General features: G+C 72.2%; 27 protein-coding genes. 9 read left to right on the plus strand and 18 right to left on the minus strand.

The features are described 5' to 3' along the window. The first annotated feature begins 102 nt into the window (after nt 1-102). Nucleotides 103-609 (plus strand): SRPBCC family protein, encoded by a 507-nt coding sequence (locus AC1UE4_RS04935; protein ID WP_482916104.1) that lies wholly within the window; start codon nt 103-105, stop codon nt 607-609. On the opposite strand, the gene AC1UE4_RS04940 is transcribed toward AC1UE4_RS04935, so the two are convergent. Beyond that, nucleotides 599-1354 (minus strand): AfsR/SARP family transcriptional regulator, encoded by a 756-nt coding sequence (locus tag AC1UE4_RS04940; RefSeq protein ID WP_482916105.1) that lies wholly within the window; start codon nt 1352-1354, stop codon nt 599-601. The genes AC1UE4_RS04935 and AC1UE4_RS04940 overlap by 11 nt on opposite strands. A 21-nt stretch (nt 1355-1375) precedes the next feature. On the opposite strand from AC1UE4_RS04940, the gene AC1UE4_RS04945 reads away from it, so the two are divergent. Continuing rightward, nucleotides 1376-1537, plus strand: coding sequence for a hypothetical protein (locus AC1UE4_RS04945; protein WP_482916106.1), 162 nt, complete (start codon nt 1376-1378; stop codon nt 1535-1537). Here AC1UE4_RS04945 and AC1UE4_RS04950 read toward each other — a convergent pair. The 9 genes from AC1UE4_RS04950 to AC1UE4_RS04990 all read right to left on the minus strand — a co-directional run bounded on the left by AC1UE4_RS04950 (nt 1527) and on the right by AC1UE4_RS04990 (nt 6421). Next, a complete protein-coding gene (locus AC1UE4_RS04950) occupies nt 1527-1931 on the minus strand; it encodes an SRPBCC family protein (protein WP_482916107.1) in 405 nt (134 codons plus the stop codon). The two genes, AC1UE4_RS04945 and AC1UE4_RS04950, sit on opposite strands and share 11 nt — an antisense overlap. Next, a complete protein-coding gene (locus AC1UE4_RS04955) occupies nt 1928-2365 on the minus strand; it encodes a MarR family winged helix-turn-helix transcriptional regulator (RefSeq protein ID WP_482916108.1) in 438 nt (145 codons plus the stop codon). The genes AC1UE4_RS04950 and AC1UE4_RS04955 overlap by 4 nt, the downstream gene beginning before the upstream one ends. A gap of 102 nt (nt 2366-2467) precedes the next feature. Then, nucleotides 2468-3325, minus strand: coding sequence for a VOC family protein (locus tag AC1UE4_RS04960; protein ID WP_482916109.1), 858 nt, complete (start codon nt 3323-3325; stop codon nt 2468-2470). A gap of 64 nt (nt 3326-3389) precedes the next feature. Beyond that, nucleotides 3390-4307: an NADP-dependent oxidoreductase gene (locus AC1UE4_RS04965; protein ID WP_482916110.1), complete on the minus strand. Its 918-nt coding sequence runs from the start codon at nt 4305-4307 to the stop codon at nt 3390-3392. Next, on the minus strand, nt 4304-4879 hold the full coding sequence (locus tag AC1UE4_RS04970; protein ID WP_482916111.1) for a dihydrofolate reductase family protein: 576 nt from the start codon (nt 4877-4879) through the stop codon (nt 4304-4306). The genes AC1UE4_RS04965 and AC1UE4_RS04970 overlap by 4 nt, the downstream gene beginning before the upstream one ends. A gap of 19 nt (nt 4880-4898) precedes the next feature. Further along, a complete protein-coding gene (locus tag AC1UE4_RS04975) occupies nt 4899-5375 on the minus strand; it encodes a hypothetical protein (RefSeq protein ID WP_482916112.1) in 477 nt (158 codons plus the stop codon). A gap of 3 nt (nt 5376-5378) precedes the next feature. Then, complete coding sequence (locus tag AC1UE4_RS04980) at nt 5379-5789, minus strand: hypothetical protein (RefSeq protein WP_482916113.1); 411 nt, start codon at nt 5787-5789, stop codon at nt 5379-5381. An 85-nt stretch (nt 5790-5874) separates the two neighbouring features. Beyond that, a complete protein-coding gene (locus tag AC1UE4_RS04985) occupies nt 5875-6093 on the minus strand; it encodes a glutaredoxin domain-containing protein (RefSeq protein WP_482916114.1) in 219 nt (72 codons plus the stop codon). 22 nt (nt 6094-6115) lie between these two features. Next, nucleotides 6116-6421: a hypothetical protein gene (locus AC1UE4_RS04990; protein WP_482916115.1), complete on the minus strand. Its 306-nt coding sequence runs from the start codon at nt 6419-6421 to the stop codon at nt 6116-6118. A gap of 49 nt (nt 6422-6470) precedes the next feature. Between AC1UE4_RS04990 and AC1UE4_RS04995 the strand changes: the two genes are divergently transcribed. Next, on the plus strand, nt 6471-7082 hold the full coding sequence (locus tag AC1UE4_RS04995; protein WP_482916116.1) for a class I SAM-dependent methyltransferase: 612 nt from the start codon (nt 6471-6473) through the stop codon (nt 7080-7082). 10 nt (nt 7083-7092) lie between these two features. Here the strand turns inward: AC1UE4_RS04995 and AC1UE4_RS05000 are convergent, their stop codons facing one another. Next, on the minus strand, nt 7093-8877 hold the full coding sequence (locus AC1UE4_RS05000) for a glycoside hydrolase family 15 protein (protein WP_482916117.1): 1785 nt from the start codon (nt 8875-8877) through the stop codon (nt 7093-7095). A 102-nt stretch (nt 8878-8979) separates the two neighbouring features. Between AC1UE4_RS05000 and AC1UE4_RS05005 the strand changes: the two genes are divergently transcribed. Beyond that, nucleotides 8980-9387: a VOC family protein gene (locus tag AC1UE4_RS05005; protein WP_482916118.1), complete on the plus strand. Its 408-nt coding sequence runs from the start codon at nt 8980-8982 to the stop codon at nt 9385-9387. 1 nt (nt 9388) lies between these two features. Continuing rightward, the gene (locus AC1UE4_RS05010; protein WP_482916119.1) at nt 9389-9721 is read left to right on the plus strand and encodes a PilZ domain-containing protein; all 333 of its coding nucleotides are present in this window, start codon (nt 9389-9391) and stop codon (nt 9719-9721) included. Here the strand turns inward: AC1UE4_RS05010 and AC1UE4_RS05015 are convergent. After that, nucleotides 9696-10295 (minus strand): TetR/AcrR family transcriptional regulator, encoded by a 600-nt coding sequence (locus tag AC1UE4_RS05015; RefSeq protein ID WP_482916120.1) that lies wholly within the window; start codon nt 10293-10295, stop codon nt 9696-9698. The two genes, AC1UE4_RS05010 and AC1UE4_RS05015, sit on opposite strands and share 26 nt — an antisense overlap. 93 nt (nt 10296-10388) lie before the next feature. Between AC1UE4_RS05015 and AC1UE4_RS05020 the strand changes: the two genes are divergently transcribed. Together AC1UE4_RS05020 and AC1UE4_RS05025 are read left to right on the plus strand one after the other, a co-directional pair. Beyond that, on the plus strand, nt 10389-10763 hold the full coding sequence (locus AC1UE4_RS05020; protein ID WP_482916121.1) for a YybH family protein: 375 nt from the start codon (nt 10389-10391) through the stop codon (nt 10761-10763). A gap of 29 nt (nt 10764-10792) precedes the next feature. Further along, nucleotides 10793-11179: a VOC family protein gene (locus tag AC1UE4_RS05025; RefSeq protein WP_482916122.1), complete on the plus strand. Its 387-nt coding sequence runs from the start codon at nt 10793-10795 to the stop codon at nt 11177-11179. On the opposite strand, the gene AC1UE4_RS05030 is transcribed toward AC1UE4_RS05025, so the two are convergent. Genes AC1UE4_RS05030 through AC1UE4_RS05055 form a run of 6 tightly spaced genes read right to left on the minus strand, consistent with a single transcriptional unit; the run spans nt 11176 to nt 16352 of the window. Next, complete coding sequence (locus tag AC1UE4_RS05030; protein ID WP_482918203.1) at nt 11176-12159, minus strand: aldo/keto reductase; 984 nt, start codon at nt 12157-12159, stop codon at nt 11176-11178. The genes AC1UE4_RS05025 and AC1UE4_RS05030 overlap by 4 nt on opposite strands. An 8-nt stretch (nt 12160-12167) precedes the next feature. After that, nucleotides 12168-12596, minus strand: a complete 429-nt coding sequence (locus tag AC1UE4_RS05035) for an organic hydroperoxide resistance protein (protein WP_482916123.1) — start codon at nt 12594-12596, stop codon at nt 12168-12170. Beyond that, nucleotides 12596-13348 (minus strand): SDR family NAD(P)-dependent oxidoreductase, encoded by a 753-nt coding sequence (locus tag AC1UE4_RS05040; protein WP_482916124.1) that lies wholly within the window; start codon nt 13346-13348, stop codon nt 12596-12598. The genes AC1UE4_RS05035 and AC1UE4_RS05040 overlap by 1 nt, the downstream gene beginning before the upstream one ends. 15 nt (nt 13349-13363) lie before the next feature. After that, nucleotides 13364-14233, minus strand: a complete 870-nt coding sequence (locus tag AC1UE4_RS05045) for a bile acid:sodium symporter family protein (RefSeq protein WP_482916125.1) — start codon at nt 14231-14233, stop codon at nt 13364-13366. Next, nucleotides 14233-15030, minus strand: a complete 798-nt coding sequence (locus AC1UE4_RS05050; RefSeq protein ID WP_482916126.1) for an SDR family NAD(P)-dependent oxidoreductase — start codon at nt 15028-15030, stop codon at nt 14233-14235. The genes AC1UE4_RS05045 and AC1UE4_RS05050 overlap by 1 nt, the downstream gene beginning before the upstream one ends. Beyond that, nucleotides 15027-16352, minus strand: coding sequence for a flavin-containing monooxygenase (locus AC1UE4_RS05055; RefSeq protein ID WP_482916127.1), 1326 nt, complete (start codon nt 16350-16352; stop codon nt 15027-15029). The genes AC1UE4_RS05050 and AC1UE4_RS05055 overlap by 4 nt, the downstream gene beginning before the upstream one ends. A gap of 71 nt (nt 16353-16423) precedes the next feature. Here AC1UE4_RS05055 and AC1UE4_RS05060 point away from each other — a divergent pair, with 71 nt between their 5' ends. Together AC1UE4_RS05060 and AC1UE4_RS05065 are read left to right on the plus strand one after the other, a co-directional pair. Beyond that, the gene (locus AC1UE4_RS05060) at nt 16424-17101 is read left to right on the plus strand and encodes an alpha/beta hydrolase (RefSeq protein WP_482916128.1); all 678 of its coding nucleotides are present in this window, start codon (nt 16424-16426) and stop codon (nt 17099-17101) included. A 22-nt stretch (nt 17102-17123) separates the two neighbouring features. Beyond that, nucleotides 17124-17501 carry a DUF1330 domain-containing protein gene (locus AC1UE4_RS05065; protein WP_482916129.1) on the plus strand — a complete coding sequence of 126 codons (378 nt, stop codon included), beginning with the start codon at nt 17124-17126 and terminating at the stop codon, nt 17499-17501.

Raw genomic sequence — 17501 nt, forward strand, 5'->3', positions numbered from 1 at the left:
CGGCCGCGCTTTCTCGCACCTTTCCACGACCCTTCCGGCGGCTGCGGGCAAGGTCGGCGAAAGGCCGGCGAAAGGACCGCGATCCAGGATGGTCTTCACCACTTGAGCGGAGGCACCATGGCCGAGAACGTCGCACCAGACCCACGATCCCCGGCGAACGGGCACGTCCTGCGCATCGAGCGCGTCGTGCCCGCGCCGGCCGCGGTCGTCTACGAAGCGCTGACCACGCCGGAGGAGCTGGCGCGATGGTGGGGTCCGGCCGGTTTCACCGTGCCGAGCGTCGAGTTCGAGCCGCGCGTGGGGGACGCGTACCGCATCGCGATGCAGCCGCCCGACGGCGAGCTGTTCCACCTCGTCGGTGACTTCCGGCAGGTCGAGCCGCCGCTTCGCCTGGCGTTCACGTTCCGCTGGCTGCCGCCCGACCCGGACGACCGGGAGACGCTCGTGAGCCTGTCGCTGGAGGCGGACGGCCCGCACACGAGGGTGGCGCTCACGCACACCGGGTTCCTCACCGGCGAGCGCCGCGCGTTGCACGAGCGGGGCTGGAGCGAGAGCCTCGACCGGCTCGCACGGCTCCTCGAGGCCGGGCGGGCGGCCGTCACGCCTTGACGCCCTGGCCGGCGAGCAGCGACGCGTGGAGCTGCTGCACGGCGGCGCCGGGCGGGATCCCGAGCTCATCGCGCAGGAGCGTGCGTAGGCGCTCGTAGACCTGCAGCGCCTCGGGGACGCTGCCCCGCGCCGCGAGCGCGCGCATGAGCAGGCCGTATCCGGACTCGCGCAGGGGGTTGTGCTCGAGAAGCTGTCGCGCAGCCCGCTCCGCACCTGCGAGCTCGGTGCCGCCGAGGCCGAGGCAGGCCGCGGCGTACGCCTCGAGTGCGCCGTCGTGCACGTCGCCGAGCCGCCGGCGCCAGGCGTCCAGCCAGGCCGGGCCCTCGCACTCCGGCAGCAGCGGCCGCGCGCTCACGTACCGGGCGCAGAGCGCGGCGCTCCAGGCGCGAGCCCAGTCCTCCTGCACCACCGCCGACTCGGCCTGGTGCAGGGCGTCGAGCGCCTGCTCGACGTCGACGCGGGCCCCGGCCGGCAGCACCGCCCGCACCATCCCGCGGCCCTCGACGACGTCCGCGCCGACGGCCGCCCGCAGCTTCGACAGCAGCACGGAGAGCGCCGCTGCCGGGTCCTCGGGCGGATCGTCGCCCCAGACGGCTTCGATGAGCTCGTCGCGGGCGACGGCCCGCCGGCGCTCGAGGACCAGGAACGCGAAGAGGGTGCGTCCCCGACGACCGGGCAGGCTTTCGTCCAGGCGACGGCCGTGCAGCTCGACGACCAGGCGCCCGCAGAGCTGGACGTAGGTCATGGTCGGGTCGATGCTCTCACCATGGCCAGGCAGATCACATGCGAATGCGGGCACCTCGTCCTCGGCGAGACCGAGGACGAGGTCGTCGACCGCACGCTCGAGCACCTCCGGCAGGACCACCCGCAGCTCGCCGATCGGATCGGGCGCGAGGAGATCGTCGCGCTCATCGAGGTCACTGAGTAGGCGCCCGGTTCAGTGCCCGCTCGATGTTGGCGAACTCGCGCTGAAGCGACGCGTGCTGGGCGTCGAACAGCTCGTCCGGCATGCCCGGGCCCTGGAACATCGTGAAGCTGTAGGCCGTCCGGCCACCCGGCAGCGCGACGGCGCGGGTGGGGAAGACCGCCAGCTCCTCCTTCGTCGGGCCGGCGAACATGTCGATGACGCCCGTGTCGCGATCTGCCTCGATGGCGAAGTAGAACTCGCCGAGGCCGTTGACGACCTTGTAGTCGTCGCCCTCGTGCCGAAGCTCGCGGGCGAACTCGGTCGCCCACTCGGGCAGCCGTTCGATGTCGGACAGGTAGTCGAAGACCGTCTCGGGCTCTGCGTCGAGCACGGTCGTCACGGTCCTGCTCCTCATAGCTCCATGACTCCTTCCAGCGCCTTGATCAGCGCGTCGTGGTTGCGCGGTCCCAACCGCTCGCGCAGCACGCTGTCGAGATCGTCGAGCACGCCTTCGGCGACGCCCTGGAACTCACGCCCGCGTGGGGTGAGGCGCACGACGAACGCGCGGCCGTCGATCGGGTCGCGGTCGCGCTCGACGAGCCCGGCCTCCGCGCAGGCGGCGACCAGTCCGGTCATGGTCTGCTTGGAGAGCCGCGCCACGGCGGCCAGCTCGCCGACCCGCCGTCCGTCCTGCTCGAAGAGCGGCACCAGGACCGACCCGAACGACCCGCGGATCTCCGGGTAGCCGGCCTGGCGGAATCGCTCGAGAAGCAGCGCGTTGAAGTGCGCCGACGCCTTCGCGAGCAGGAAGCCGACGTCGTTCGTGACCGCGCGATTGGTACGGGACACGTACTAGATAGTACGTGGTCCGTACTACCTGTCAAGCGGCGTTCGTCCTCGCTGCCACCTTCAACGCTCGATAGCGTGCGTTATGTAGACCAGGAAGAGCGGCTAAGGCGCGCCGAGGTCCTTGTTCTCGGGGACGAACTTGCTTGCTACGAACGTCGCGCCGGCCGGGTCGGCGAGAACGGTCATGCGGACCCATGGCGCGTCGAAGGGCTCGACGAGGACGCGGCCGCCGAGCTCGGTCGCGGCAGCTGCGGCGGCGTCGGCATCGTCGACGGCGAACGTCACGCCCCAGTGCGGCGGGACGCCATCACCCTCGAGGGGTTGCGCGGTTGCGACCACGTCGAGGAACCCCTCGGGTGCTCCCATCTCGGCCATGCCCGCGCGCGTGCCCGGGTTCATCGCCTCCAAGTGGTTGCCATAAGCCGGAAGGGTCCACATCCATCCCGGGCCGCCGAGCTCGAGCGTTCCCCAGCCGAAGATCTCGCCGTAGAACGCCTTGGCGGCCTCGGCGTCGCGGAAGTGGAGGTCGTTGAAGTTGACCGTGCCGTGCTCGTTGACGTGGGTGGCGCCCCGGTGCTCGCCGGGCTGCCAGACGCTGATGTGCGCGCCTTCCCGGTCGGCGAAGACCGCCATGCGGCCCGCACCGAAGACGTCGAAGGGCTCCGACACGACGGTGCCCCCGGCGGCCGGCACCCGTGCGGCGACCTCGTCGGCCGAGTCGACCCAGATGTAGGTGTTCCACGACGGCCTGGCAGGAGCGCCGGCGGGACCCGATGAGATGGCCGCGACGTGGTCGCCGCCTATCGTCGCCATGAGGTACGAGCCGTCGGCGTCCGGTGGCATCGTCTCGGTGAGCTCCCAGCCGAAGAGGCCCGCGTAGAACGCGCCGGCCGCAGCCGGATGGGGCTGGGTCGAGTCGACCCAGCAGGGGACTCCGGGGATGTAGCGCTCGTTGTTCATAGACGAGACGCTAAGTCCGGTTGCGGCCAGGTTCCGTCCGCAACTCCCGTCGTCGGCGACCGCGCTAAGGACGAACGCGGATGATGGTCTTGCCCTTGAGTCGCTCGGTCGGGTTCAAGGCGGCGACCGCATCGTCGAGCGTCGCGACGTTGCCGATGTTCGTCCGCAGTCGTCCGTCGCGCACCCGCTGGACGATCTCGATCAGCTGGGCACGATCGGACTCGACGACGAAGTCGATCGCCAGGCCGTCCGCGGGCCGCGCCTCGGGCGGGCCGACGACGGTCACGAGCGTTCCTCCGGGCCGAACGAGGTCTGCGGACCGCTTCTGGATGTCGCCGCCGATGACGTCGAACACCAGATCGACGCCGCCGATGTCCTCCAACGCGTCGTTCCCGAGGTCGACGAACTCGTGCGCTCCGAAGTCGAGCGCCGTCTGCCGATCGGCGGTGCGTCCGGTGCCGATGACGTACGCACCGAACTCGCGTGCGAGCTGCGTCGCCATCGACCCGACTGCGCCGCCCGCACCGTGCACGACGACGCTCTGCCCCGCCCGAAGGCGACCGTGGTCGAACAGGCCCTGCCACGCGGTCAGACCGGAGATCGGCAGGCTCGCGCCCACCGTGAAGTCGACGTCGCCCGGGAGCGGCGCGAGGTTGCGCGCCTCGACGGCCACGTACTCCGCCAGGGTGCCGTCGCGATGCCAATCGGTGAGGCCGAACACCCGCTGGCCCACCGACAGCCCCGTCGTGCCGTAGCCGAGGGCGCTGACCACTCCGGCCAGCTCGTGGCCGGGGATCGACGGTCTCCGGTCGAGGTTGCGGCGATCGGTCCAAGTCGATGGCCACTCCATCTCGGTCGGGACGAACCCCGACGCATGAACCTGGACGACGACGTCGTTGATGGCCGGCGGCGGTTCGGGCCGGTCCACCAGCGTCATCCCGGCCGTCCCCGCGGCCTCATCCGTCGCGACGATCGCCTTCATCTCGGACCTCCCCGAGTCGAGGGTGCCAGCCGGTAGCGCTCGAAGATGACCGGAGACCCGAACGTCCTGGTCTCGATCAGCTCGAGCGGGACGTCCTCGGCGACTTGCGGTAGGAACGGCGTCCCGCCTCCGACGACGATCGGGTGGCGGAACATGCGCAGCTCGTCGATGAGCCGGAGCTCGAACGCCGTTGCCGCCAGGCCGGCGCCGGCGATCGCCACGTCCTTCGAAGTCGCGTCGAGCGCGGCGGCGACCTCCTCGGCCACCGACGCCTTCGCGAGCCGGGCGTTGCCTTCGACACTGTCGAGCGTGCGGCTGAACACGACCTTCGGGAGCGCGCTCCAGACATCCGCGAACTCAGCCCGGAGCTCGTCGGTGGCGCGCAGCGACGGATCCGTGTCCCAGACCAGCATCGTCTCGTACAGCTTGCGGCCGCACAGGTAGACGCCGAGCTCGCGGACCTGATCCGTGTGGAAACGGAACAGCTCGTCGCTCGGAGCGGTCCACGCGAACTCGCCGTCGCGGTCGGCGATGAAGCCGTCCACCGAGACGCCCATCGAGTAGATCAGCACGGAACGAAGCCTGCCCGCCTCAGCGACGGCCGCCGACGAGCTCCGAACCGGATCCGGCGAAGAGCAGGAACCACAGGACGAACAGCGCGACGCCGATCGCGGTGGCGATCGCGAAGACGGGACCGATGATCCCCGTCCGCTGGTCGTGGCCGGCGGCGCGCCGCACGAGGATCCAGAGCTGGTCGAGCTGCTTGAGGGCGACGAGGCCGCCCAGCAGCGTGAGCAGCAACCCGATCGACGACACGGAGATCGCCAAGCCGCCGGAGCCGGTCCAGTGCCTGACCTGCCCGCCGAGCCACAACCACGCCGCGGGGATCGGTCCCCAGAAGGCGATCGAGACGACCAGCATCGCCGCGACGAGCGAGCCTCCGAAGACCCGGTCGAACGCGCGGCGCCGGCCGGCGCTGCGGCGGGGCTCGACGCGGTACCGGATCGGTGCCGTGCCCGGTCGCCGGCCGATGAAGAGCCCGCCGTTGTCGGTCGGGTCGGTGCGCACCGCTCAGCGCCCCGGTGCAGCCGGCCGCGGGAGGAGGAGCTTCGCGCGCTCCCAGTCGGCGATCTCGCATCCATCGCCGCGGGCGAACCGGCGGTCCACCGCGGTGCCCCTGACGTTCCCGCGCACGCGTGCCCGCGAGGGCCCGCCGTAGACCTGGGTGCACTGCCGGGTGCGGTCGGGCGCTCGCCCGAGGAACCGCTCCAGCGCGTACGCACGCCGGCACAGCTTCGCGGCATCGCGAGCGCGGAGGAACCCCGTGGCCCGCGGACCCTTCGCGTCGCAGGTCAGCGTCGCACGGCGGACCTTCGTTCCCGGACCGGTGTCGGCCGTGACGCGCAGGTTGACCGCTCCCGCGTACGCGCTCGCCGGTACGACGAAGGCGCATGCCAGCCCGATGAGCAGCAGACGCTTCACGACGCCGATCGTACGCCGCCCAGACGGCGCCGGGAAGGCGAAGAGCTGCAGGCGACAGCGGCCGACCGGCCGCTCAGCGCACCCGTCACCCGCGGCCGGGCGGGAACCCGACCTGCACGGCCCCGCCCTCGCGGACGATGGTCGGGACGACGCCGGTGCCCCGCGAGTGCTCCATGAGCTCTGCCTTCCAGTCGGCGCGCGTCGTCGCGTCGCGCTCCTCGAAGTCCTCCCCCGCGGCGGTCAGGCTGTCGCGCGCGTCCCGGCAGTACGGACAGCCCGGCTTGACGTACATCACCGCGCTCACCTGCCGCAATCTAGCGCCGTTCTCAGCGCTCGAACGCGCGCACGCGGTCGGGTTCGAGCAACTCGCCGGCGCCGAGCTCGTCGATGGCCTCCGCGAGGATGCTGCCGCAGTCCGAGACGTCGTCGGCGCCGTACACGATCACGAAGTCGTGCAGGCGCCGCTTGATGCGGCTCATCAGCTCGTCGGCGACCTCGATGGGCGTCCAGCCGGGTGCGCCAAGGTCGTCGTCGAGCATCCGCTCGAGCGCGGCGAAGCACCGCACGAGCTCGTAGGCCAGGTTCTCGTTGGCTTCGGTGGGCTGGACCGGCCGGAGCGATTCGAAGTGCATGCCTCCACGAGCCCCGCGCCGCCCGAACTCGCCCCCTAGGCTCCACTCCGTGAGCCCGTTCGGACTGCGGCACAGGCGGTTCGACCGGGAGGAGCTCGTCCGGCGGTTCGCCCGCGGCGCCTCGTTCGCCGACGTCGGCTGCATGTGGAGCGTCGACGGGCGCATCGCGTTCCTCGCGGAGGAGCACGGAGCGGCGAGCGTGACCGGCGTCGACCTGATGCCCGCCAGCGCGCGGTTCGAGGAGGAGCGACAGCGGAGGAGCTCCGCCGTGCGGTTCGTGCAGGGCGACGTCCACGACGACGCCGTCCTGGCCGAGGTCGGCGTCCACGACGTGGTCTGGTGCTCGGGCCTCATCTACCACGCGCCGGATCCGATCTCGACGCTCCGCGCGCTGCACCGGATCACCGGCCGGACGCTGCTGCTTGGCACCGAGGTCATCCGCGAGACCAAGCGGAAGCGGTCCGTCGTCTTCGCCCCCGGACCGGAGCTCCACCCCAACATCGAGAAGCCGCTCGACGCGCGCGCGGGCTACAACGGCTGGTGGTGGGGCTTCACGCCCAGCGCGCTCAAGGCGATGTGCGCGGCGGCGGGCTTCACGGTCGACGAGGAGCATGGCACCCGCAGGTACCGCGTCCTCGTCGCCACGGTGCCGACGCGCTGAGACGCGGTGATCACACGAGCGCCGGCGTCGCCGGCGCGGCGGCGGACGCGATCGCGCGCGCCGCGAGGATCAACGTCAGGTGGCTGAACGCCTGCGGGAAGTTCCCGACCTGGCGCTTGCGCGCGACGTCGTACTCCTCGGCCAGCAGACCGAGGTCGTTCGACAGGCCGACGAGCCGCTCGAACAGCGCGCGGGCCTCGTCCTCACGGCCATTGCGCGCGAGAGCGTTGACGAGCCAGAACGAGCACGCGAGGAACTGCCCCTCGTCCCCCGGCAGACCGTCGTCGGTCTCCGCCGTCGAGTACCGGGAGACGAACCCGTCGCGGCCGAGCTCGCGCCGTACCGCGTCGATCGTGCCCGTGACCCGGTCGTCGGTGCCCGGCAGGAAGCCCACGAGCGGGATGTTCAGGACGCTGGCGTCGAGCTCGCGCGACCCGTAGTACTGGGTGAACGTCCGGCGTTCCGGGTCGTAGCCGCGCTCGCAGATCTCGGCGTGGATCTCGTCGCGCACCGCCCGCCACCGGCCGAGGGGCGCGTCGAGCCCGAAGCGCTCGGCGACGCGGACCGCGCGGTCGAACACCACCCACGCCATGACCTTCGAGTACGTGTAGTGGCGCTGAGGCCCGCGTGCCTCCCAGATGCCGTCGTCCGGCAGCCGCCACAGCGTCTCGACGTGCTCGACGATGGCCCTCCAGCGCGGCCAGAGCCGGTCGTCGACGCGGCCGAGCGCCTCGACGCCGATGAACATGACGCCGGCTACCTCGCCGAAGACGTCGAGCTGGAACTGCTCGGACGCGGCGTTGCCGACGCGCACCGGCGCTGAGCCCTCGTAGCCCGGAAGGTGCGGGAGCTCGAACTCCGTGAGGCGCCGTTCGCCGCCCACGCCGTACATGATCTGCGTGGTGCTCGGATCGCCGGTCCCGACGCGCAGCAGGAAGTCGCGGAACGCAAGCGCCTCCTCGGTGTACCCGGCCGCGAGCAGCGCCTCGAGCGCGAGCACCGAATCCCGCAGCCAGCAGTACCGGTAGTCCCAGTTGCGCACGCCGCCGAGGTCCTCGGGCAGCGACGTCGTGGGCGCCGCGACCACGGCGCCCGTCGTCTCCGAGGTCATCGCCTTGAGCACGATGAGCGACGTGAGCACCTGCTCGCGGTACGGCCCGTCGTACGTGCAGCGCCCGCTCCACTCGCGCCACCACGCTTGCGTCCGCGCGAGGGCGGAATCCGCGTCCTCGACCGACGGTGGCGGGTCGTACGAGGCGTGCCAGGTGAGCGTGAAGCGCTCGCGCGCCCCCTCGACCATCACGAAGTCGGCGTGCGCCGTGGCATCGCTGATCAGCAGCGGGAGCGGCGTGCTGAGTCGGAAGGCGTCCGGCCCCGCCGTTGCCACCGCCCCGTCGGAGGCGGGCTCGACCCACGGCCGGATCGACCCGTAGTCGGGCCGCAGCACGAGCTCCATCCGCATCGGGATCCTCCCCCGCAGTCCCTCGACGACGCGCATGACGCGAGGCGGTCCGCCACCGCGGCGCGGCATGAAGTCGACGACGCGGACCGCCCCGTCGGCGGTCTCGGAGTCCGTCTCCAGGATGAGGGTGCCGGGCCGGTACCGGCGGGCGACCGCGGTCACGTCGCCGGCGGGCGCCAGCACCCAACGGCCGTGCCGCTCGTCGCCGACCAGCGCCGAGAAGCACGATTGGGAGTCGAAGCGCGGGAGGCACAGCCAGTCGATCGTCCCGTCGCGGCCGACCAGCGCGGCAGACTGCATGTCGCCGATCAGCGCGTAGTCCTCGATGAGCACAGGCCAACGCTGCAGCTCCGGGACTTGACCGACAAGGATGTCGACACGCCTCCGGCCGACAAGCGCACAACCCCGGATGGCGGCCTGTGAGACCGTGTGGCCATGTCCACGCAGACCACCGCCGTCACGGGCGTCGACTTCGTCGCGATCCCGGTCACCGACTACGAGGCGGCCGCCGAGTTCTACGGCTCCGTGCTGGGGCTGCCGTTCGTCAAGCGCTGGGGCGACTTCCCGGCCGGCGAGTTCCAGGCGGGGAACCTGACGCTCGCGGTCCTGCAGCCCGACGCGTTCGGCCAGGAGTTCAAGACGAGCACGTCGTGGGTCGCGCTGCAGGTCGACGACGTGGAGAGCACCCGCGCCGACCTCGAGGCGAAGGGCGTGCAGTTCCGCAACGACACGCTCGACAGCGGCGTCTGCCACATGGCGTTCTTCACCGACCCCGACGGCAACCCGCTGCTGCTCCACCACCGCTACGCGCCCAAGGAGGCGGCACCGTCCTCGGGGCACTGAGATGCAGACCCGGAGCGAGCAGCGGTCGAGCGCCCGCGCGGCCGTCACGATCGACGTGCGCCTGGCGCGCAAGGCGGGGCGCGCGCTCGCGGCGCGCACGGTCAACCTCGGCGAGGGCGGCGCGTGCGTCAGGTGCGACCGCCCGCTGCACATCGACGAGGAGCTGCACTTCGACCTCGATCTCCCGGCCGGAGGCTGCCACCTCGACGGGACGGCGCGCGTGCTGCGCCAGCGCGGCCACAACGAGTACGCGCTGCGCTTCGAGGACCTGGCGCACCAGGCCGAGCTGCGCGCCTTCCTCGCCTCCGCTACGCCGCCGTCACCAATGCACTGACGAGCCGGACGGCGTCGGCGCGCGCGATCCCGTTCGCCGACAGCGAGCGCCACGTGGAGAACGCGACCGCGTGGCGCAGCGCGCCCGCAACGAGCGTCCGCCGGCGGCCGCGCCCCCCGCGCCCCGCCAGCAGCACCTCAGCGGCCTCGTCGAGGTAGGCGCCCAGCGGCGCGATCGCATCGCGCGCGAAGTCGACGACCTCGGCGTCGCGCAGGACGTTCGTGAGCATCGGCTCGGTGCGCTCGTAGTACGCGTAGAGCTCGTCCAGGGCCTGCGCCAGCCGCGCGTCGGCATCGCGGATCGAGCGCCACGCCTCGAGATCCGGCAGCGGGTTCGTGGCGAACCAGTGCGACGAGCACGCGGCGAACAGGTCGGCCTCGGTCGCGAAGTGCCGGTAGAGCGTCCGCCGCTCCACCCCCGCGCGCTTGGCGACCGCGCTCAGCGTCGTGCGCGACGGCCCGAGCGTGCCGTGCAGCTCGATCGCGGCCTCGGTGATCCGGCGGCGGGTCCGGTCCACCCCCTCCGCGCGCTTCTTCAGCTCGTACTTCCGTTTCGACTTCGTTTCGGGACTCATGCGTGTGTCGTAGATCTTGACACATCGAGCGGCCGTCCGTATGGTCGCCATCAGTTCACGACACACCACTGACTACCGAAAGGACGAAGTCGCATGCCCGCCACCACCCCCCACGAGGTCCTCGCCACCATCGTCACCGGCATCAACACCGGCGACCTCGACAGCCTCCTCCCGCTCTACGAGCGCGACGCCGCCTTCGCGACCGAGCCGGGCAGCCTCGCTCCCGGCACGCCCGGCATCAGCGAGGCGCTGAAGGGCTTCATCTCGATGAACGGCACGCTCGACCTGGAGGTCACGCGCGTGCTCGAGGTCGACGACCTCGCGCTCGTCGTCGGCGTCTGGTCGTTCGACGGCACCGGCCCGGACGGCGAGCCGGTCCGCCTCGAGGCGAAGAACGCCGACGTCCTGCGCCGGCAGGGCGACGGCACCTGGCGGTTCGTGATCGACAACCCCTGGGGCACCGACTAGACCGGTACGCTCGCCGCGAGGTGATGCCCGTGAGCGACGAGCTCGTGAACGTTCGGTACATGGTCGACGACGTGGAGCGCGCCGTCGCGTTCTACACGGAGCACTTCGGCTTCACGGTGCGGTCGAGCGCCGCGCCCGCGTTCGCCGACGTCGTGCGTGGCAACCTGCGGCTGCTGCTGAGCGGGCCGAAGAGCTCCGCCGGGCGCCCGATGCCCGACGGCCGCGTGCCCGAGCCCGGCGGCTGGAACCGGATCCACTTCATCGTCGACGACCTCGCGAGCGAGGTGGATCGGCTCCGCGCCGCCGGGATCACGTTCCGCAACGAGATCGTGACGGGACCCGGTGGGCAGCAGATCGTCCTCGAGGACCCCGAGGGCAACCCGATCGAGCTGTTCCAGCCGGCCGCTCGCTCCTAGCGGTCGACGGTCGCCATGCCGGCGGCGTCGGTGCGATCGCCGATCGCCGGCGGGACCGCCGCCTCGATGCGCGCGAGGTCGTCCGCGGTGAGCTCCACCGCCGCGGCGCCCGCGTTCTCCTCGAGGTACTTCCGGCGCTTCGTGCCCGGGATCGGGACGACGTCCTCGCCCTGCGCGAGCACCCAGGCGAGCGCGAGCTGGCTCGCCGTGCAGCCGCGCTCGCGCGCGAGCTCCGCGAACGTCTCGGCGGCGCGCAGGTTGTGCTCGATCGCCTCGCCGTCGAAGCGCGGATAGCGGCGGCGGAGGTCTCCGGCCTCGAGGTCGTCGAGCGACGTGAACCGCCGTGAGAGGAAGCCGCGGCCGAGCGGCGAGAACGCGACGAACCCGGTCCCGAGCTCGCGGCACGCCGGCAGGATCTCGTCGAGCACGTCGCGGGTCCAGAACGACAGCTCGCTCTGCAGCGCGGTGATCGGATGGACGGCGTGCGCGCGGCGCAGCGTGCGCGCGGAGACCTCGCTGAGGCCGAGGTGGCGCACCTTCCCCTCGGCGACCAGCTCCCCCATCGCGCCGACCGTCTCCTCGATCGGCGTGCCCGGGTCGACGCGATGCAGGTAGTAGAGGTCGACGTGGTCGGTGCCGAGCCGCTCGAGCGAGCCCTCGATCGAGCGCCCTACGTTCTCGGGCGAGCCATCCATCACGCGCCGCGTGGGGTTGTCGGGCGTCGGCGAGACGCGCAGCCCGAACTTCGTCGCGATCTCGACGCGGTCGCGCCGCCCGGCGATCGCGCGGCCGATGAGCTTCTCGTTCTCGAACGGGCCGTAGCCCTCGGCGGTGTCGAGGAACGTGCAGCCCAGCTCGATCGCGCGGTCGAGCGTCGCGAGCGCCTCGCTCTCGTCCGCCTCGCCGTAGAACGCGGACATGCCCATGCAGCCGAGCCCGATCGCGGAGACGTCGAGCCCGGCGAGCGAGCGGCGCGGCAGCGACGCCATCAGCCGACTTGCGCTCCGTTGGCCGTGAGGACGACGTCGATGTTGCCCCGGGTCGCGTTGGAGTACGGGCAGACCTGGTGGGCGTCGGCGACGATCTCCGCGGCCTCGCCGGCGTCGTCGATCTTCGGCAGCGTCACGTCCAGCTCGACGGCGATGTTGAACGTGCGGTCCTCGCCCGCGAGCAGGCTCACGCGGCTGTCGATCGACACGTCGCCGAGCTCGATCTTCCGCCGTCGCGCGACGGCGCCGAGAGCGCCCTCGAAGCACGACGCGTAGCCGACCGCGAACAGCTGCTCGGGGTTCGTCCCCTCCTCGCCCTGGCCCGGCAGCCGCAGCTGCACGTCGAGGGCGCCGTCGTCGGTCCGGCCGTGTCCGTGATCGCGGCCGCCCGTGACGGTGGCCTGCGCGGTGTAGATGGGCTTCGCCATCACCGGACCGTATAACCGCCGTCGACGGTCCAGTACGCCCCCGTGACGTTGGACGCATCGTCGGAGAGCAGGAAGGCGACGACGTTCGCCACCTCGGCCGGCTCGCCGAGGCGGTTGACCGGGTGCAGCGCGGCGACGATCTCGTGCTCCTCCGCGCTGAGGGAGGTGCGGACGAGCTCGGTCGCGATGAACGCGGGGCCGACGCAGTTGACGCGAATCCCGTCGGCGGCGTAGTCGAGCGCGGCGCTGCGCGTCAGGCCGAGCACGCCGTGCTTCGCGGTCGTGTACGCGGCGGCGTCCGGGAACGCGACGCTGCTCAGGACCGAGCCCATGTTCACGATCGAGCCGCCGCCCGTTCCCTTCATCGCGCGCAGCTCCGCGCGCATGCAGAGGAAGACGCCGTCGAGGTTGACGTCGAGCGTCTTGCGCCACTCCGCGACGGTCAGGTCGCCGACGGGCTTGCGCTCGGCGCTGATGCCCGCGTTGTTCACCGCGAGATCGACGCGGCCGAGCGCGTCCTCCGCGGCGCTCATCATCCGGTCGACCGAGGCCTCGTCGCGCACGTCCGCCTCGACCGCGTGCGCGCGCCCGCCCGTGTCGGCGATGTCCCGGGCCACGCGCTCGGCGGCCGCGCCGTCGAGGTCCGCGATGACCACCGCGGCGCCGCGCGCCGCAAGCTCCTGCGCACATGCCATGCCGATGCCGGCGCCCGCGCCGGTCACGAGAGCCGTCCTGCCTTCGAGCTGGGCCATGCGGCCGATCCTCTCTCAGGCGACTGCGGCGCGTGTGTTGCGCAGCCACATCAGCCTGGCGAATGCTCCAGCGGTGAGGAACATGAACATGCTGTAGACCGCGGCCGGCGTGGCGAGGACGGTCGCGATCGTGGTCGCCACCGCGATCGCGAGCGTGCTGTTGTGGACGCCGAGCTCGAGCGCGATGGCAGTCGTCTGCGGCTTGCTGAGCCGCGCGACCCGGGACACCGTGTACGCCAGCGTCATCGCCGCGACGTTCAGTGACAGCGTCGCCAGCGCGAGGTCGGTGAAGTGGTCGGTGATGATGTCGAGCTCGCTCACCACCGCGCCGATCACGACGAGCACGAAGACCACGAGCGTCCACTTCTTGATCCGGGGCTCGAGCTCGATCACCCGCTCGGGCCGGCGGCTGCGCACGTACATGCCGGCCAGCAGCGGGATGAGCGTGATCGCGAAGACGCGCGCCACGACGCCGAGCATGCTCACGTCGTCGCCGACCGGCGCGTCGAAGGCGTCGATCGCGAGGGCCAGGTAGAACGGCATCGTCACGAGCGCGAGCGTCGAGCTGACCGCGGTCATCGTCACCGACAGCGCGGTCTCGCCGCGTGCGAGGTGCGTGAGCAGCGCGGCCATCGTGCCGCCGGGCGCCGAGGCCATGACGACGAGGCCGACGGCGAGCGCCGCGTCGAGGCTGAACAGCGCCGCGATGCCGAAGCCGAGCAGCGGGCTGAGCACGAGCAGGTTGAGCAGGCCGATCGCCACGCCGCGTGGCTCGGTGAGCACGCGCTTGAAGTCGGGCGGCGTCAGCGACAGGCCGAGCGCGAGCATGATCGCCGCGAGCGCCAGCGGCAGCGCGATCTGGGCGGCGACGCTCGGGTCGTCCATCAGGCGCGGCCGTGGCGGCGCCGCACGCCGGCGGCGATCGGCGCATCGTCGAGCTCGCCGGCCGCGACGCGCTTGCGCAGGGTCTTCGCGACGACGCGGTCGACGAGCCCCGGCAGGTGCCGGGCGACCGCGAGCTGCACCGCTCCCCCGCGCGTGACGGCGACGTCCCGGCCGCCGCGGCCCTCGCAGGCGGCGACGAGCTTCTCGACGACGCCCTCCAGCGGCTCCTCGCGGCTGAAGCCCTCGAGCTGCAGGCCGGCCGCCTTCGTCCGGTCGTGGATCGGCGTTCGGATGAACGCCGGATGGACGCAGGTGACGCCTACGTGGGTGCCGTACTCCGCGCGCAGCGCATCGGCGTAGGCCGTCAGGCTGCGCTTCGAGACGCCGTACGCGACGCCGAGCGGCAGGCCGAGGAACGCCATCCGCGAGCCCACGAGCGCGACCTGCCCGCGCGACTCGACAAGCGCGTCGATCGCGGCGGCGGTGGTGCGCCAGGCGCCGAGGAGGTTGACGTCGAGCATCTTGAGGACGTGCTCGTCGGGCATCTCCCCCGCGCTCGCGGGCCCGCCCAGCCCGGCGTTGTTGACGAGCGCGTCGAGGCCGCCGAGCCGTTCGATCGCCTCGTGGACGGCTCTGGTGACCGCCTCGTCGTCGGTGACGTCGCAGGCGAGGATGCCCTGCTCGTCGTTCGCCTGGAGGTCGAGCCCGACGACGGTCCAGCTGCGGGCGCGCAGGGCGGCGACGAGCGCCGACCCGATGGCGCCCGAAGCGCCCGTGACGATCGCCCGCCTGCTCATGCCGCGACCCGCTCGCCGGCGCGCTTGCGGCCGCGCTCGATCTCGGCGGCGAGCTCGTGCATGTAGCCGTCGAAGTCGACCCGCATGACCGGCCGGCCGTGGTCGCCCCAGCGCGCGCGGGCGCGCTTCACCCGCTCCTCGCAGTCGGCGCGCATCTCGTCGTGCGACGGCGGCGCCCAGCGGCCGGTGAGGTGCTCGGCGAGCAGCTGCGACTGACGCTCGAGGATCGGGAACGCCGAGCCGGTCGACTGCATGAGGCCGATGAAGAAGAGGTCGTCGTGCTCGAGGTGCAGGATGCGCTTGTAGAGGCGCAGCTGCGACGGGTCGGCCGTCCCGAGCACACCCGGATCGAGGAACGGGATCGTCACGCGGTAGCCGGTGCACCACACGATCGCGTCGACGTCCTCGCGCGTCCCGTCGGTGAACTCGACGCCCGCCGCGTCGAGCTTCGCGATCCCCGGCTTCGGCGCGATCCGGCCGTGCGCGATGCGCGAGACGATCGTGTCGGAGATCGTCGGGTGCGACTGGAAGAGCCCGCCGTCGGGCGCGGGCAGGCCGACGTCCTCGGGCCGGCCGACGGTGAGCTTGAGCAGCGACTCGGCGATCGGCTGGCGCAGCCGCCATGGCACGTGCGCGGCGACCCATGGGCGGATGACCTGGTCGGCGGGCTTGCCGAGCAGCCGCTTCGGGATGACCCAGCTGCCGCGGCGGACGGAGAGCAGCGTGCGCGTGGCGAAGTGCGAGACGTCGGTCGCGATGTCCATCGCGCTGTTGCCCATGCCGACGACGAGCACGCGCTTGTCCTCGAAGTCCCGCCCGACGGTGAAGTCGAGCGCATGGAGCTGCTCGCCCTCGAAGTCGTCCGCGCCGGGGTACGCGGGTTGCGGCCACGACGCGACCTCGTTGTGGCCGCTGGCAACGACGAGCAGGTCGAAGCGCTCGGTCTCCCCGTTCGCCGTCTCGAGCTCCCATCCGCCGTCGGGCTGCCTGCGCGCCGCCTTGACCTCGGTGTTCAGGCGGATCTTCTCCGTCAGTCCGAACCGCTCGACGTAGTCCTCGAGCCACGCGCCCACCGCGTCCCGGCTCGGGTAGTCCGGCGTGTCCGGCGGCATCGGATGCTCGGCGAACTCCGTCCGCGGCCGGCTCGTGATCAGGTGCAGCGACCGGTACGCCGCGGTCGGCCGGTCCTCCAGCGTCCAGACGCCACCGACCCGCGCACCGCGCTCGAACGCGGTGGCGTCGACGCCCGCCGCGGTCAGCGCGCGCAGCGCGGCGAGGCCCGCCGGCCCCCCACCGACGACGGCTGCCCGTCCTGCCCCCATTGCGGCGGCATGATGCCAACCGCCGCCTCGCTGGGCGCCGCTTGGCCCGCGGCCCTGAGATCGTGTGCACGGTGACGACGTTCGTCCTCATCCCCGGCGCCGGCGTGGACCCGCAGGTCTGGCAGTGGACGATCGCGGAGCTCCGGGAGCTCGGCCACGAAGGCATCGCTCCGCCGCTGCCGCTCGACGATCCCGCGGCCGGGCCGAGCGCGCACGCCGATGCGGTCGTCGCGGCCGTCGAGGGCGTCGCGGGACCGATCGTCGTCGTCGGGCAGTCGCTCGGCGCGGTCACTGCGCCGATCGTCGCGGACCGCATCGGCGCCGCCGGGCTCGTCCTCGTCGCGCCGATGGTGATGGTCCCCGGCGAGACCGCCGGCGAGTGGTGGGAGCACGTCGGCCACGAGCAGGCGATCGCGCCGTTGCTCGAGCGGCTCGGGCCGATGAGCGCATGGGGCGATGAGGAGATCGACGAGGTCTTCTTCCACGACGTCCCGGAGGACATCAAGCGGGAGGCCGCGCGGTTCGACGGCGCACCCGGACCGGGGATGTTCGGCGAGCGGTGGCCGCTCGACCGCTGGCCCGGCGTCCCGACGCGCGTGCTGGCGCCCCGCGACGACCGGCTGTTCCCGCTCGCGCTCCAGCGCCGTGTCGTCGCCGAGCGTCTCGGCATCGAGGTCGAGGAGATCGCCGGCGGGCACGTCCCGATGCTGTCCCGGCCGAAGGAGCTCGCCGCGCACCTCGTGCGGTGAGCGCTCTGTAGCGTCCGGCGACATGCACATCGAGCCGACCCGCGAGCAGGCCGAGGCGTTCGCCGCGACGGCGGACCGTCCGGATCCCGTCTTCATGCTCAACCTGCTGCGCTTCGCCGAGGGCGAAGGGGCCGGTGCGTACGCGCGCTACGCGGTCGCGGTGACCGAGCACCTGAAGCGCGTCGGCGGCGAGGTGGTCTGGTCGGGCGCGTGCGACGAGGCGCTCATCGGCCCGCAGGCGCGCGAGTGGGACGCCGTGGCGATCGTGCGCTACCCGACGCGGGCGGCGTTCCTCGAGATGGTCGGCGATCCGTCGTACCTCGAGATCGCCCGCGACCGCAGCGCCGGCCTCGTCGATTCGCGGCTCGTCCCCTGCGCGGCGGCGCCGCTCGGGAGCTGA

Source organism: Parviterribacter kavangonensis, from assembly GCF_056863335.1.

Coding starts and splice junctions, on each gene's coding strand:
- AC1UE4_RS04940 (WP_482916105.1), bottom strand. CDS start 1,354: ATGACCTACGTCCAGCTCTGCGGGCGCCTGGTCGTCGAGCTGCACGGC.
- AC1UE4_RS04945 (WP_482916106.1), top strand. CDS start 1,376: ATGGCCAGGCAGATCACATGCGAATGCGGGCACCTCGTCCTCGGCGAG.
- AC1UE4_RS04950 (WP_482916107.1), bottom strand. CDS start 1,931: ATGAGGAGCAGGACCGTGACGACCGTGCTCGACGCAGAGCCCGAGACG.
- AC1UE4_RS04960 (WP_482916109.1), bottom strand. CDS start 3,325: ATGAACAACGAGCGCTACATCCCCGGAGTCCCCTGCTGGGTCGACTCG.
- AC1UE4_RS04965 (WP_482916110.1), bottom strand. CDS start 4,307: ATGAAGGCGATCGTCGCGACGGATGAGGCCGCGGGGACGGCCGGGATG.
- AC1UE4_RS04990 (WP_482916115.1), bottom strand. CDS start 6,421: ATGCACTTCGAATCGCTCCGGCCGGTCCAGCCCACCGAAGCCAACGAG.
- AC1UE4_RS05005 (WP_482916118.1), top strand. CDS start 8,980: ATGTCCACGCAGACCACCGCCGTCACGGGCGTCGACTTCGTCGCGATC.
- AC1UE4_RS05010 (WP_482916119.1), top strand. CDS start 9,389: ATGCAGACCCGGAGCGAGCAGCGGTCGAGCGCCCGCGCGGCCGTCACG.
- AC1UE4_RS05015 (WP_482916120.1), bottom strand. CDS start 10,295: ATGAGTCCCGAAACGAAGTCGAAACGGAAGTACGAGCTGAAGAAGCGC.
- AC1UE4_RS05020 (WP_482916121.1), top strand. CDS start 10,389: ATGCCCGCCACCACCCCCCACGAGGTCCTCGCCACCATCGTCACCGGC.
- AC1UE4_RS05035 (WP_482916123.1), bottom strand. CDS start 12,596: ATGGCGAAGCCCATCTACACCGCGCAGGCCACCGTCACGGGCGGCCGC.
- AC1UE4_RS05040 (WP_482916124.1), bottom strand. CDS start 13,348: ATGGCCCAGCTCGAAGGCAGGACGGCTCTCGTGACCGGCGCGGGCGCC.
- AC1UE4_RS05045 (WP_482916125.1), bottom strand. CDS start 14,233: ATGGACGACCCGAGCGTCGCCGCCCAGATCGCGCTGCCGCTGGCGCTC.
- AC1UE4_RS05050 (WP_482916126.1), bottom strand. CDS start 15,030: ATGAGCAGGCGGGCGATCGTCACGGGCGCTTCGGGCGCCATCGGGTCG.
- AC1UE4_RS05055 (WP_482916127.1), bottom strand. CDS start 16,352: ATGGGGGCAGGACGGGCAGCCGTCGTCGGTGGGGGGCCGGCGGGCCTC.
- AC1UE4_RS05065 (WP_482916129.1), top strand. CDS start 17,124: ATGCACATCGAGCCGACCCGCGAGCAGGCCGAGGCGTTCGCCGCGACG.